11 protein-coding genes and 1 other annotated feature are annotated in these 13,661 nt (G+C 47.6%); of the genes, 2 read left to right on the plus strand and 9 right to left on the minus strand.

The window, feature by feature from the left end; translation table 11 throughout:
* Positions 1–77: 77 nt before the first annotated feature.
* The gene (locus HP570_RS09280; protein WP_041749292.1) at positions 78–275 is read right to left on the minus strand and encodes a hypothetical protein; all 198 of its coding nucleotides are present in this window, start codon (positions 273–275) and stop codon (positions 78–80) included.
* 273 nt (positions 276–548) lie between these two features.
* Between HP570_RS09280 and HP570_RS09285 the strand changes: the two genes are divergently transcribed.
* On the plus strand, positions 549–1,148 hold the full coding sequence (locus HP570_RS09285; protein WP_173625535.1) for a MerR family transcriptional regulator: 600 nt from the start codon (positions 549–551) through the stop codon (positions 1,146–1,148).
* Between the two features lie 75 nt (positions 1,149–1,223).
* Here the strand turns inward: HP570_RS09285 and HP570_RS09290 are convergent, their stop codons facing one another.
* From HP570_RS09290 to HP570_RS09325, 8 genes are all read right to left on the minus strand, one after another.
* Complete coding sequence (locus tag HP570_RS09290) at positions 1,224–3,290, minus strand: alkaline phosphatase family protein (protein ID WP_173625536.1); 2,067 nt, start codon at positions 3,288–3,290, stop codon at positions 1,224–1,226.
* 354 nt (positions 3,291–3,644) lie between these two features.
* Positions 3,645–4,832, minus strand: a complete 1,188-nt coding sequence (locus HP570_RS09295) for a M20 family metallopeptidase (RefSeq protein ID WP_012685059.1) — start codon at positions 4,830–4,832, stop codon at positions 3,645–3,647.
* A 50-nt stretch (positions 4,833–4,882) separates the two neighbouring features.
* Positions 4,883–6,106, minus strand: a complete 1,224-nt coding sequence (locus HP570_RS09300) for a Zn-dependent hydrolase (protein WP_173625537.1) — start codon at positions 6,104–6,106, stop codon at positions 4,883–4,885.
* A 354-nt stretch (positions 6,107–6,460) separates the two neighbouring features.
* The gene (locus HP570_RS09305) at positions 6,461–7,408 is read right to left on the minus strand and encodes an aminoglycoside phosphotransferase family protein (protein WP_173625538.1); all 948 of its coding nucleotides are present in this window, start codon (positions 7,406–7,408) and stop codon (positions 6,461–6,463) included.
* Between the two features lie 135 nt (positions 7,409–7,543).
* Positions 7,544–9,130, minus strand: coding sequence for a M4 family metallopeptidase (locus HP570_RS09310; protein WP_012685056.1), 1,587 nt, complete (start codon positions 9,128–9,130; stop codon positions 7,544–7,546).
* Positions 9,131–9,287: 157 nt separating this feature from the next.
* The gene (locus HP570_RS09315; RefSeq protein ID WP_309139188.1) at positions 9,288–10,610 is read right to left on the minus strand and encodes a helix-turn-helix domain-containing protein; all 1,323 of its coding nucleotides are present in this window, start codon (positions 10,608–10,610) and stop codon (positions 9,288–9,290) included.
* A 41-nt stretch (positions 10,611–10,651) separates the two neighbouring features.
* Positions 10,652–11,188: an HXXEE domain-containing protein gene (locus HP570_RS09320; RefSeq protein ID WP_173625539.1), complete on the minus strand. Its 537-nt coding sequence runs from the start codon at positions 11,186–11,188 to the stop codon at positions 10,652–10,654.
* A 15-nt stretch (positions 11,189–11,203) separates the two neighbouring features.
* Complete coding sequence (locus HP570_RS09325; protein WP_173625540.1) at positions 11,204–11,818, minus strand: TetR/AcrR family transcriptional regulator; 615 nt, start codon at positions 11,816–11,818, stop codon at positions 11,204–11,206.
* 107 nt (positions 11,819–11,925) lie between these two features.
* Positions 11,926–12,202 (plus strand) — a binding site (T-box leader).
* Positions 12,203–12,266: 64 nt separating this feature from the next.
* Here HP570_RS09325 and trpS point away from each other — a divergent pair.
* Positions 12,267–13,253 carry a tryptophan--tRNA ligase gene (gene trpS, locus HP570_RS09330; RefSeq protein ID WP_012685052.1) on the plus strand — a complete coding sequence of 329 codons (987 nt, stop codon included), beginning with the start codon at positions 12,267–12,269 and terminating at the stop codon, positions 13,251–13,253.
* Positions 13,254–13,661 lie beyond the last annotated feature (408 nt).

The following is a 13,661-nucleotide window of genomic DNA, read 5'->3' on the forward strand; positions in this document are numbered from 1 at the left end:
CAGGGTGTAAAGAATAGGAAAGGCCGTCGATCACTCGACAGCCTGAGAAACAAATCCTATTTTTCTACAATCAGAACTTAGCAATCGTCGCCGTCATGCTCTGTAACGGCAATAATTTTCGAGTCACGAATAATGGTGCGGCGATTACCATTGCGCTCTTCCAAAATAATGGTGGTCGATTTTACTTGTACCAGACGACCGAAAAAAATACCTTCTACAGTGGCAACCCTAACATTTTTCCCTTCGAATTTTTTTACCTGGTCTTTGAATGCCATGGTTAATCCCTCCTTCTCATGCATCGTATGAACATTTGGCATAGCCCTACTGAGCAAAAGCGGAGTCAAAGAGAAAATGTACTTGTACCCGTCCGTCATTTGTCCTCATTTTTCTCAACAACTTTGTCGACTGGTGACAAATTGACGCCAAACCAGCACGTTGCTTACGAACACTGTGAGATTTTGTCGCACGATTCCAAAAGGAAAACCTTTTTCACGTACAGAAACGGTATAGCAAGAGATGAGCGGACTTACGCCAGAGGAGGGATTTCCATGGGAGAGGTTATCGAGTTATTGGCACGGGAGAGAACATACAGTGGCAGAGATGTGGCGGGACTGTTAGGTATTGGGGCCAGCACCTTGCGCAAGTGGAGCATGCTCTTAGAACAGCACGGCTACTGGTTTTTGCGGGATAGCCAGAATCGTCGGGAGTATCGGCAGGCAGATATTACGTGTCTTCAGCGGTTTTATAGCTTAACAAAGGATCAGCTCATTCCGCAAGATGAAGCTGCCCGAATGGTTGCTACGCAGAGCTCACCTGAACCCGCCCGAAAGGAGACGGCCGTTGCGGTTGCATTCCCCCCTGCCCCTGTTTCCGCACATCCGGCTTTGAACCATACTGTTGTCCTCGAAGAGCTGGATGAAAAGCTGCATGCCTTGGCTTCCCATGTCCAGCAACAAGACGCCTCCTACTTAGCGCTGTTAGCGCGTGTAGAAAAGCAGGAAGCCTATATTACCAACAATCTGAAGGAACGAGATCGCCGCTTGACAAAAGCAATGAATGACATTATGGATGCCAAAATCGAGTTGGCAAAGATCAAGGACGCGAGTAGAAAAACTTCCTTTTGGCAAAAGCTGATTCGTCTGTACTAGTTGCGTTGTCACTAGCTAGAAAGAAAAAAGTTATCCCCTATTACACCATGGTGGAATAAGGAATAACTGGTCTTTTTACTCGTTGTCTTGAAACAACCCTTCTGGAATTTTAGCATCCCAATTTGCTGGCAATTCCAACCGAAGCGCATGGGCTACTACGGCGGCAGTGTCAATGTTTCCTACCTCTGAGAGCTCTGTACCAGGCGTGATGGAGCCACCTTTTGCCGCCCAAAAAATCGTCTGTTCTCCCGGTGAAGAACCCCCATGCCCTGTTCCTTTCCCACCGTGGTCAGTCGTAACGATAATCAGGCTATCCTCCATCAGTCCTTCCTCTTCTAGTGCCTCGAGGATATTCCCTACATACTCATCTGCTTTCTGGAGCTTTTTATAAAATGCCGGTGTGAAATAGCCTTGATTGTGGCCAGCCCCGTCCACTTCATCTAAATGAACGAAAATGTTACGAGTATTTTCACCCTCTTTTTTGATATAATCGACTACTTTTTTCGCAGTCTCTTCATCCGACTTGCTATTTTGCTTGTAAGAACCTGCTGAATCTTCAATGATACCGATATTGATCGGGCCCCATGTAGCGAAGGAAGCTTGCTGGAGTTTAGGACGCTCTTGTTTCAACAGTTTCAAATAGGAAGGATACTCGCTTTTCTCCGGATAAGGAGTAGCCGCTACGCTATCGTTAGTCAATTGGTGCTTGTCAGGAGTGACGCCGTGCAGGATAGATCCCCAGTTTTGCGCACTGATCGTGGGCAGCTCTGCTTTCGCTTCAAATGTTCCAGCACCTTCTTCGATCAGTTTCAAGATATTCGTCGCCTTTGCTTCCGGATCTTTGACTGCATTCCCTGCACCATCGATGCCGATAACCACGACACGTCTGTAAAGGAAATCGTTCTCATAAGGAGCCAGCTTTTCTTTCATCATCTCCACATCTGCTTTGTCCACTTTCTTGTCATTGTTAATATCCGCATGTTGCGCTTTTTCCCAACGCCGATCACCGAAGCGGCTTTTCTGGTTGTCCATGATGACGTTCAAATCTTCCTCGGTTAGGAGACCGTCTCCCGATACGTCAATCGAATTCGTAACGGTTACTTCAGCTTTCGCTGTTTTGCCTCCATCGACTGTTTTCACCGTAATTTTTGCTTTGCCCGGCTTGCCTGCTACAACAGTTGGGCGTCCATTGATCATTTCGACCTTCGCGACCTCTTTGTTGTTGGAACTCCATCTGACATCCTGATCGGACGCTTCTTTTGGAGAAATCTCGACTATAATAGGCATCGTTGCTCCAGCCTTCAATTTGAGCTCCTTCTGATCCAATGAAAGGCTCTTCACTGGAATCTTCGGAGCACTTGCGTAACTATCAGCTACTTCTTTATCTGTAACGGTGCGACTCAGAATCTGCAACTGGTCCAACTGCACGTCATAGCGATTTCCAAAATGGTTTCCAGCGCCATCTACTCCAATCTTGGTAGTGAAGCTAGTGTCGATTGTTCCCTTGGATTGGCTGATATCGATTGTTTTTGCTACTTTACCGTCGACGTAGATCGTTGCCAGTTCATCCCGATCATGAGAAACGACGACATAGTGCCATGCATTATCCGCAATGTTTGGAATCGTTGCATCGAGACGGGAGCTATCGGATGTGCGCCAATTCCACTTTAACGTAGAACCTTGCAGTCCGATGAACCACCCCACGTTACCACCGCTTGACCAGTTTTTATTGGAGATAATGCCAGGATCAGCATCAACGCCAGGAGATTTCACCCAGAAGGCAATGGTGAAATCTTGTGTTTCCCCAAACTTAATCTCGTCATTTTCACCTAAATCTATCCAGGTTGCATTATCTTTTGAGGCAGACTGGAAATGAATGGATTTCCCCAATCCTGCACGTCCTTCCACGAACGTTGGTGTTCCGGACACTTGCACAGGATGGTGAGATTCTGAGCTATCCTCTATGCTATTTTCAAACAGGAAACGATAGAGTTGCTTTTCAGATGAGAGTTCTTTCGCCTCCTTTGCTGCGGCATAAACTGACGAATTCAGAAAGGGAGCTTGTACGATGACTCCACCGGTAACGAGAGTTGTAGCTGTTAAAAGCGCAGCAATTCCTTTTGGGTTCAGGATTTTTTTCATGGTGTCTCTCCTCCTCGGATCTCAATTCATTTTCTTTTCATCGTCTTGATTTTGCTTCATCACTTGTTTACGTAATGATCTAGCCTCCCTTTTCTGTCCCGATCCCTATCACTTAGAAAGAATCCAGATCTGTTTGCATTCATTTTATAGCTGCATTGTTGAGGGTTTATTAAAATCAAAAGAAAAAACAATGAATTCCAGGTTAAATACACAAATCCTCAACCTTAAACACAACTAAATACACTTTACGTACCACAACTTGAGTCCCAGATTAGAGATAAACGTAAAAAAGCAGCTTGCCGCATTGACAAGCTGCCTTACTTTTGGATTAGTTTACGCCATTTTTCATTTTGCCTATTCCATCACGATTTTTCTTGCCGCGTTGACGAACATTTTGACGCCGACTTCGAGTGCATCCTCGTCGATTGTAAAACGTGGATGATGGTGCGGATATGTGATGCCTTTTTCTTTGTTTCCGGCAGCGACGTAGAAGAAGCAGCCTGGCGCTTTTTGCTGGAAGGCCGAGAAATCCTCGCCACCCATGGTTGGGCGCATATGCTCTACCCATTCTGCTCCCAGTGATTCCTCCACGACCTCTTCCATCCATTTCGTCACTTCGGCATCGTTGATAACCGGGCGATAGCCAAATTCGTATTTGAACTTATATTCCGCGCCATGTGCTTCTGTAATGCCTTTGATCACGCGTTCCATGAGTCCTGGAACAGACTCGCGTAAATTTTTGTCAAAGCTGCGGACTGTCCCGCAAATCTCTACCGTACCCGGAATGACGTTATGTGTCGTTCCCCCCACAAATTGCGTGACAGAGAGAACCAGATTATCGAGCGGATCGGCATTGCGGGATACGATGTGCTGGAGATTGGTCACCACTTGTGCCGCAATTGCGATGCTGTCGATCGTTTCATGTGGGAGCGCCGCATGTCCGCCTTTTCCAAGAACAGTAATCCAGAACGTATCAGGAGCGGCCATCATCGGACCTGGGCAGATACCTACTGTCCCAAACTCCATCGTCGACCACAGATGCGTACCAATTACCATGTCTACGCCGTCCATGACGCCTGCCTGTACCATTTCTTCCGCTCCGCCCGGGTATACTTCCTCCGCGTGCTGAAAGAAGAAACGAACCTCTCCCTTGATCTGATCCTTCATCCCAGACAGTAGCTTTGCCGTTCCGAGCAGCATGGACGTGTGACCGTCGTGTCCGCATGCGTGCATGACGCCAGGATTTTTCGATACGAATTCAAACGTATTCTCTTCCGTAATCGGCAATGCGTCCATGTCAGCCCGCATGGCGAGCACTTTCCCAGGCTGGGAACCGATCAATCTGGCCATCACACTGTTTTTCGTCGGTCTGGATATTTCCAGATTGCCAAAAGAAAGAAGTGTCTCGTATACAAACTGTGCTGTTTTTTCCTCATGGAAGGATAATTCAGGGTTTTCGTGCAAATACCGTCTCCATGCGATTACCTGATCCTTGATTTCTTCGACCGCCTTATTAAGCGTTACCACTGCCGTTGCTGTCATGCCGCTCTCCTCCTGATTTACGTGGCTCCCCCACTTACTATCTCTTATGCCTATTTTGCTAAGGATAAAACGGTGCGGTACAGTACCTGTGCTCCGTTCGCACAATCCTCTTTTGTCGTGAACTCTGCCGGGTTGTGGCTAATGCCATCCTTGGACCTGGCGAAAATCATGCCAACCGGGCACAGCCCAACGAGTTGCATGCAATCATGCCCTGCGCCACTCGGCAGTCTAAATGCTTCCAAGCCTTCTGCCTCACACGCTTCGGCTACAGCATGCTGGATATCGTCCGAGCATACAGCAGGAGCTATGCGTTGCAGCAGCTCTACCTTCAACGTCACATTGCGCTTTGCACAGATCGCTTCTGCCCGTTCGTAAATGCGCTGTTCCACTTCATCGCGGATCGCTTCGTCCACATCGCGCAAATCAAGCGAAAACTCGACTCGTCCCGGAATAACATTCACCCCGCCCGGGAAAGCTTGCAGCCTTCCAACCGTCCCTACACTGGTTCCTGTCCGTCCGGCTTCTTCCTCGATGACAAGCATCACTTGAGCGGCTGCTGCCATCGGATCACGGCGCAAATTCATCGGCGTTGCCCCGGCATGACCGGCTTCTCCCTCTATCACGAAATTCAACCAGAGCGGGCCCGCCACTCCTGTCACGATCCCCACAGATAGCCCACGGCTCTCCAGTACCTTGCCTTGCTCGATATGTAGCTCTACATACGCTTTCACACTTCCCGGCGTTCTCGCGGCGAGACTGGTGCGATCCGGATCAAGCCCCGTTTTCCGCATTGCTTCGGCAATCGTGACCCCATTCTTGTCTGCTTGTTCCAGCTCGTCACGCTTGATCAGACCAGCGATACCACGACTGCCGATCATCCCGTAACCAAAACGTGTTCCTTCTTCATCCGTGAACGCGATGACTTCGATCGGATGCTCTGTTTCGATTCCCTGTTCCTGCATCGTCTGTAAAACTTCTACCCCAGCCAGTACGCCAAGGGGACCGTCATAATCGCCGCCATTTGGTACGGAGTCGATATGCGAACCAACCAAAACGACAGGAGCGGCTGGATTTTTCCCTTCTTTTCGGCCAATCAAGTTCCCTACCTCATCTTCGCGAACGGTGAGACCCGCTTCCTTCATAAAGCCTGTGACGAGATCTTTTGCCGCCCGTTCCTCAGGCGTAAAAGACAACCGCGTAATGCCGCCCGCCTCTTGTTTCCCAATGTTGCCAAGCTGTCCCAATCGATCCCACAATCGATCCGAATTGATCATGACGCGTCTCTCCCCTTCTATGTAGAGCCAATAACGGTTGATTAACGGTTATGTCCTTAATTGTATAATAGTCTGTCTATTTTGAAAAGGAGGCATAACTCGTCAAGTAGCGCCACAAACCTCAACATTTTTCTCCGTTATAATTGATTTCCTCCAAAGCTTCTGCGGCAGCTTGCCTAATATTTTCCGTAGGGGAATGTAAGTACGGCTCGATTACTTTTATAAATTTTCGGTTTTTTGATCAACCAAGAATGCTTAATGCATAATCAAGGATAGCGTCGTCTAGCGTTGGCAGAACGTTCTCTAATGGATCCCATTCTACCTTTCTTGCGGCTCCTAGTAACGTCAATCATGTTAATCTCCCTCAACCTTACTCAATTCCCCTTTCAAATGCCTGATCGTCCCTACTCGATCCTCTTCCTCCTGCTCATCAAACAAAAGCTGCTCTAACAGTTCACATATATCTTCCAACCTACGTCGGATTTGATAGAATTTCAGGGCTTGTCGATTGACGACATAATTTGTATGTGTCTTCAGATAGGTAGCCATAAACTCTTCTAAAAACGGCTGATCTACCAAAAACATCAGATCTGCTTCAACCGGAGCCAGCTTCAATCCTTCCCAGTCTATGAGAATGAGCTGTTGACCAGATTGCATCAAATTCCAGTTGTGAATGTCCGTATGACAAAGCTTCATTTCCACCTCACTGCCTCGCAATTCCTCGGCAATCATCTCCAAATCATTCATGCGAGTAGCCAGTATGCTGGCAAAAGGTTTGACGATTTCACTCACATCATCAGGCAGACGATGGATATCTTCGTTCAGCATTTCTCTAAACTGCTCGGCAAATGGGATGCGGAAGTCTTCCTTGATCGCAGCCGTACTGATCGGGATTTCTTCCCCGTACAAATGCAATTGCGCGATGATTTCTGCTAGCTGGCGGACTTGCATCGTGCTTAATGCTTGGCTCCCAATGGTTTTCCCCTCAATATATTCAAACAGCTGATAGATGCCCATGTCGTCTTCATGTTTATACGCTGCGTTTCTTGTCAGCAGCGGCACTGGAAGTTTGCCTTGTAGTCCGGTCTGGCAGGATAGCCACTGGATGATGGGAACGTACTTATCGATCAGCGCTGTCCACTTGGGCGTTGATGCTCTGCTTTTTTCATAGACCTTCAAGAAATAGGAATGCTGGTCGCTGATGACTTTATAAGCAAGTGCAGACCATCCTCCTTGTTGAGGGATAACATCAGCAGCGTCTCTATCATAATGGTGTCGCAATATGGTTTTGAAATGATCCATGAGCTACTCCTTTCTAACTCCTTATTCACACGCTGTAAATTACCACCAACATACAAAAAATTGCCTTACCCCACAAGGAGCAAGACAATTTTTACTAGTATGAAAATTGTTTCGCGTCACGAAATATCTCAGTAATTATTGCACGCCTACTGCATCATACGCGGCTTTTACTGATTTTACTTGTTGGGAATTAGCACCGAAAAGAGCTGTTGCGGATTGAATGGCTGCTTGTCGCATAGCGGAGAAATTAGAGTTTGGATTGAGGTAGTTTGTTAGGGCGTAGTAGTAGATTTTTGCTGTGTCATTGCGACCAATGCCTGTGACAGTTACACCGGTGTGTGTGCCACCCTCTGCGAGGAGATATGCTGCTTTGTTGTTGATACCGCTGTTCGTGTGTACGCCTCCGTTGTCATTTGGACCTGTGTATCGATCGCTGTAGTGATCAGGATCACCAGCAACAGTTGGATCTTCGAGAGAGCGCAGTGCATCTCCAGGCGTTCCTGGCGTGTATACATCTTCACCCATGAGCCAATCGTCGTCGTCAATCATAGCCCCGAAGATATCAGAAATGGATTCGTTCAGTGCACCGGACTCGTTTTGATAGATCAGATTGGCTGTTCGTTCTGTGACAGCATGAGTTAATTCATGAGCAACGACATCCAATCCGGCGGACAATGGGCGGAATACGCTTCCATCTCCATCCCCGTATACCATTTGCGTACCGTTCCAGAATGCGTTGTTATATCTGTTGCTGTAGTGGACTGTGGAGATCAATTTCGCCCCATTGTTGTCAAAGCTGTTGCGGTTATGTGCGTTTTTGTAGTAATCGTAGGTTTTCTGTGCATACGCATGTGCGTCGACAAGCGCTCCATCTGTCCAATTGTTATCCGTGTCAGAACCAAGAGTACCTGGCAGGGTGGTTCTATTGCGTGCAGTGTACGTCTCAATTCCCTTGCCGCGAGTCGTGTCTTTCGCCGTGTAGTTGTTATTGCTTACTTTCGTTACTTCGAACGATTTGGTGTCACCCAGTACTCCTGTACCCGTTCCTGTAATCTCATGAAGCATATTGTATTTGTTAATGACTTCACCAGAATTTGCATCGATGAAATACTTCCAACGCCCTGGCAGCGGATCGAGGAAATTCAGCTCCACTTCGTAAGCCAAATACGATTCATCTTCGTGGATGTACACGTAGAGGTCCCCTTTTGGCTTTACTTCGAACTTCTCGATTTTTTCGTTAATCTCATCCTCCAAATCCTTGATGGCCTCTTTGACCGCTTTATCTGCCTTGAGTTTTGGTTTTTCCGTCAGCTTATCATTGTTTGACAGGTCAGGCGCGTAGTTTCCGAGGAATGCCGTTACATTTCCATCCTCGTTTACGTGAATCGTCTGCTGGTAACCATATACCGGGATGCCCTCGTACATTTCTTGTACACGGTAGTGAGTCATGTCTGTCTCTTTGTCTGTCACTTCATCTAGCACTTTAAAGTGATCTTTCACATCTCCATCAATACGGAAGGAGTCTTGATATTGCTCCAGGAATCCCCAAACTTTTTCTTCGCCATCCAGCTCTTCTGCTTCGAACTCTTCTCCGATAAATTCGGGGGTATCCCACTCAGCGCTATACACGATGCTTTCGGATGCGGCCTGCGTTGCCAACGGAAGGAATGTAGTGGTACCTAATGCGAAGCTGAGTGTTACTGCAAAAACCGATTTCTTCATACTCGTTAACTCCTCCTTGGAAAATATTGTTTTTTATGTAAGTTCATAGTTGTTTACATCTCTTATTATTTGTCATAAATGTGAATTTGAGAACAATTTTTTAACGACAAAAAAATCATTTCCTGAAAGAAATGATTTTTTGGTAAATTTATTACAATTACGATTGTAAGCTGATCCGATACACCTTGCGCGGTCTGCCCCGCGGGTGCGGATTTTCTTCCCGGATGACCTGCGCAAGGCCCTTTGACTCCAGCTCAATCAGTATGCGTCTGGCGCTTCGTGGCAATATTTGTAGATGCGATGCCAATTCGTGGGCATGAATCTCCTGAGACCCGCGCTTTTTCAGGATGGATTCAAGCTTCGCCAGTGTCATGACGCTGAGTGAGGTAAGCTGGCTGAGCGCTTGCAGCTTCTCTGAGTCGTACCGATACGTGAGCTGTTCGTCTCGCCCGAGCGGCCCCACGACGCTTTTGTCATCGAAAAAGACCATCCAATTGCCGCTCCCTCGCTCTTTGGCGTGTAAGAGGGCCGCGCCACCGTGGATTTCCGCTTCATAAGCGGTCTTGCCAATCCCGATCCCACATGTTACCAGATCAGCACGAATGTCGAACATCTCATCCAAGTCGGGAATTGTCGAATAATCACGAGTAACTTCTTGCAAATTCCCCCGCGTTGTAAAAATAACGTAGCGTCCGGGACCCGCTGTCTTCAATGAGCCTTGCAAATGCTTTGCGTAACGCAACAGCTTTTCCATCGTCTTGATCTCGGCATTTTGCCATTCATCTGTAGAAAAATTGCCACCGGCAAGCTCGCGAAAGGGATCAATCTCCATCATCTGTACGGCAATCTGGGTATCTTTGAAGTGAAGCATTTCGTGTGTTCGCAAGAGCATGTGAATGACTGAAATCACGCCTGCACGCGTCGGCACGACCCGATGTACAGGGACACCTCTGCGTGTCAGCTCTAACTCTGCTGTCCGCAAGCAGCTGACAGCCACCTTTGTCTTGCCTGCTTTCCAGAGCTGTTCGTGGTAATCCGCCAGTTCATCGGCTGAAATCGCTCCCTCGTAATGCTTGAGCCATTTGTAGCCGCCAGCGATCCCCGCTTCGTCCATAAAATGCTCCAGTTCTTCTGGTGAAAATGTATCAAAGCTCACTTCGTCCACCCGGACTCCCAATTGATGGGACAGATGAAGCAAGGTTCTGTACAAGCTCGCACCGAGATGAGGCACATACGCCATCGGCACTTGGACCTTGCCTGACTCGCTCACCATGGCATAAGGGACCTGTCCGGAGAAAAGCCACATATCCACCTCATCCACATGTGGCATGATCAGATCGAGGATTTCCTCCTCTTTCCAATAGACAATCGGCAAGTATTCAATTTCAGGAAACTCTCGCATGACTGATTCGATGATGGCAAGTGAATCATCCGCGCCTATTACGCCTAGTCGCAGCTTCAACAAAACTCCCTCTTTCACACCAATCTTCCTACTAGGATAACATACTCCCTTTCTTTTTCTCATCGGGGGATCATTTTACCTGCTGCCTCCCCAATCCAGTGTGCCACGTACAAAACAGGTATGATCAACAAGCTGTAAGGCAATGTACTCCATAGCAACGGCCACGTCACAAGGCCAGCCTCAAGCAATCGATCATACATATATAAACTATACGGCAAAACGAATACCACAGCCGTTACCACACCAGGTGTGTACGTGCGAAGGACAACGGTATGACCAACATGTATGAACACATGGAGAAACATCACATGCAGACAAACCAGGAAAAACGGAAGGTACGTTCCAGACGAAAGTGTCTTGACAGTCAGGATAACCGCTGCCGATAAAACCGCGAAAATACAAGAGACTGCGACGGCAAATTGCGCCGTGCTCATCGAAAGCGACGGCTCCAGCATTTTCATAAGCCGTTCTGGCACAGCCCGTCTAATGATGTCTCTCTTGGCTCGCACCCAGCCTTCTACCATCACGATCTCCTCGAAATCATGAAACATGAAAACGACTAAAAACAGCCAAATCAGATGAGACAGCTCCAGCATGCAAGCACCCTCTTCCTATTCGTTTGTCTGCAAAATTCCATATGCCAAAAAAGATACCGCGTCATCTGCAAGCTGCTCCGCTGTTTTCTCACCCGTCAGCAAATACCGCGTCGTCATACGATCTACGACTGCGATCATTGCCTCTGCCGCTACCTCCACAGACAACTCGACACGAACATGCCCAGCAGTCTGATTTTGTCGCAAGTTGACAGCAACAATGGAAGCCAGCTTTCGATGCAGCTCTTCACCCTCTTCTGCCTGATACAGCACAATCCGGGTCAAGTCAGGCTGCTCTTGAAAAAATTGGAACAAGGCGAGCAAGTTTTCCCGTACCTGCTGGAAGACATCTGCCTTCGTCAAGGCCGTTACCTTTTGACCGCCGTCCGCCAATTCCCATAGCCTGGTTAAGAATGTGTCCGTCAACTGCTGAAACAGACCTTCCTTGCTGTCGAAATACTGGTAAAACGAAGCCTGTGTCAAACCTGCTGCTTTCACGATGTCACTCACCCGTGTACGATGAAAGCCTTTTGCCGCGAACTCAGAAGCTGCTGCCGCAAGCAACCGACTGCGACTCAACTCTCCTTTTGACAGTTTGTCATTGGTCATTTCCTCACCCCAAAAGTAACTCATCAGTTATGTAACTCTTGAGTTATTTTTACATCCCCTGGATTTTTTTGTCAAGACCTACTTGCTTTTTTAATCCACTCTATGTAAAATGTTTGCTCAAAGGGTATCATTTGATGGCAATGAGGAAGAAGAGTAGTCATTTTACGAGACTTCAGAGAGCTGATGGTTGGTGCGAATCAGTGTTAAGGAAATGATGAATGGGCTTCCGAGCTCCAAACCGAACCCGCTCTCATGGCGGCAGTAGGCTTTGGCGTTACGTCCGTACGTTACAATGGACACCGTATCAAGCTGTCTTACACAGAAACGGTACGGATCAAAGAGATTTTGCGTATGGAGATTCCTTGCGTGAAATAACAAGGGTGGCACCACGGTTCATTCGTCCCTGTCCAGGGCGGATGGACCTTTTTGTATTTAAAGCACATATCTCACGATTGAAAGGAGCAACTTTCCCATGAAAACCATCTTTTCCGGCATTCAGCCGAGCGGCATTATGACACTCGGCAACTACTTGGGCGCAATGAAGCACTTCGTTCCGCTTCAAGATCAGTTCAACTGCTTTTACTGCATCGTCGACCAGCATGCGATCACCGTTCCACAGGAGCCTGCTGTCCTGCGCGAAAACATTCGTCGTCTCGCGGCTCTCTATTTGTCCGTTGGCCTCGATCCGAACAAAATGACGCTGTTCGTCCAATCGGAAGTACCGGCCCATGCCAAGCTCGGCTGGATCATGCTGTGTACCTCTTACTTGGGTGAATTGGAGCGCATGACTCAATTCAAGGACAAATCCGATGGACGCGGCGAATCCATTCCAGGCGGTCTGCTGGCTTATCCTCCATTGATGGCGGCTGATATTTTGCTGTACAGCACTGATTTCGTCCCTGTGGGCGAGGATCAGAAGCAGCATCTTGAGCTGACTCGTGATTTAGCCGCTCGTTTTAACAACCGTTATGGCGACATTTTCACCATCCCAGAGGTTCGCCTGCCGGAGACTGGCGCACGCATCATGTCTCTTGCTGAAGGCACCAAGAAAATGAGCAAATCCGATCCAAACCAAGGCGCCTTCATCTCCATGCTGGATGATGCAGACACCATCACGAAAAAAATCAAGCGCGCGCAAACGGATTCCGACAGCGTTGTGCGTTATGACAAAGCAGAGAAGCCTGCTGTCTCTAACCTCATGACCATCTACTCCCTCTGCTCTGGAAAAACGCTGGATGAGATTGAAGCGATGTACGAGGGCAAAGGCTACGGCGCATTCAAAACCGAGCTGGCAGAAGTTGTCGTAGAAACACTCCGTCCGATTCAAGAACGCTTTGAGCAGCTGTTCCACTCCTCTGAGCTGGATGATATCCTGACTGCCGGGGCAGAAAAAGCGAATAAAGTCGCGAACGAGATGTTGTACAAAGTTGAAAAAGCGATGGGGATGGCACGTATCTAATCCATTTCCACAACAAAAAAGCGGGCTGGGAAGCTTTCTCCCAACCCGTTTTCTTTTTGTTTGGTAAAATTAAAGTATTAGACTGGAGTCGTTGATTTAACGCGATTTTAGAATTGAAGAATCGTTAGCTTTTGAAAAATAAGTTTTAGACTGATCCATTAAAAGGAGCAGTTGCGGCCCAAAACTTGATAAATAAAGTCTTAGACTGCCGCTGTTGTCATTCAACTAACGTTACTCGTTAGTTGAGATGTAGCTTACTTATATCTTTGGTTTTCCATACACAAGTCACTTCAGAATAAGGGTCCCATTATATTTATAATAATCTTCAAATACCTCTGTGGCGCGGGAACGTGTAACAAACAACCATGTTGAAACAACTGTGTATTCATTGGAAAAGCTCGGCATACA

Origin of the sequence: Brevibacillus sp. RS1.1 (assembly GCF_013284365.1) — a bacterium.
Classification (GTDB): Bacteria; Bacillota; Bacilli; order Brevibacillales; family Brevibacillaceae; genus Brevibacillus; species Brevibacillus brevis_D.

What these genes read in the sequence shown, in the direction of transcription:
- HP570_RS09280 (WP_041749292.1), bottom strand. Translation starts at nt 275, where the DNA reads ATGGCATTCAAAGACCAGGTAAAAAAATTCGAAGGGAAAAATGTTAGG.
- HP570_RS09285 (WP_173625535.1), top strand. Translation starts at nt 549, where the DNA reads ATGGGAGAGGTTATCGAGTTATTGGCACGGGAGAGAACATACAGTGGC.
- HP570_RS09290 (WP_173625536.1), bottom strand. Translation starts at nt 3,290, where the DNA reads ATGAAAAAAATCCTGAACCCAAAAGGAATTGCTGCGCTTTTAACAGCT.
- HP570_RS09295 (WP_012685059.1), bottom strand. Translation starts at nt 4,832, where the DNA reads ATGACAGCAACGGCAGTGGTAACGCTTAATAAGGCGGTCGAAGAAATC.
- HP570_RS09300 (WP_173625537.1), bottom strand. Translation starts at nt 6,106, where the DNA reads ATGATCAATTCGGATCGATTGTGGGATCGATTGGGACAGCTTGGCAAC.
- HP570_RS09305 (WP_173625538.1), bottom strand. Translation starts at nt 7,408, where the DNA reads ATGGATCATTTCAAAACCATATTGCGACACCATTATGATAGAGACGCT.
- HP570_RS09310 (WP_012685056.1), bottom strand. Translation starts at nt 9,130, where the DNA reads ATGAAGAAATCGGTTTTTGCAGTAACACTCAGCTTCGCATTAGGTACC.
- HP570_RS09320 (WP_173625539.1), bottom strand. Translation starts at nt 11,188, where the DNA reads ATGCTGGAGCTGTCTCATCTGATTTGGCTGTTTTTAGTCGTTTTCATG.
- HP570_RS09325 (WP_173625540.1), bottom strand. Translation starts at nt 11,818, where the DNA reads ATGAGTTACTTTTGGGGTGAGGAAATGACCAATGACAAACTGTCAAAA.
- trpS (WP_012685052.1), top strand. Translation starts at nt 12,267, where the DNA reads ATGAAAACCATCTTTTCCGGCATTCAGCCGAGCGGCATTATGACACTC.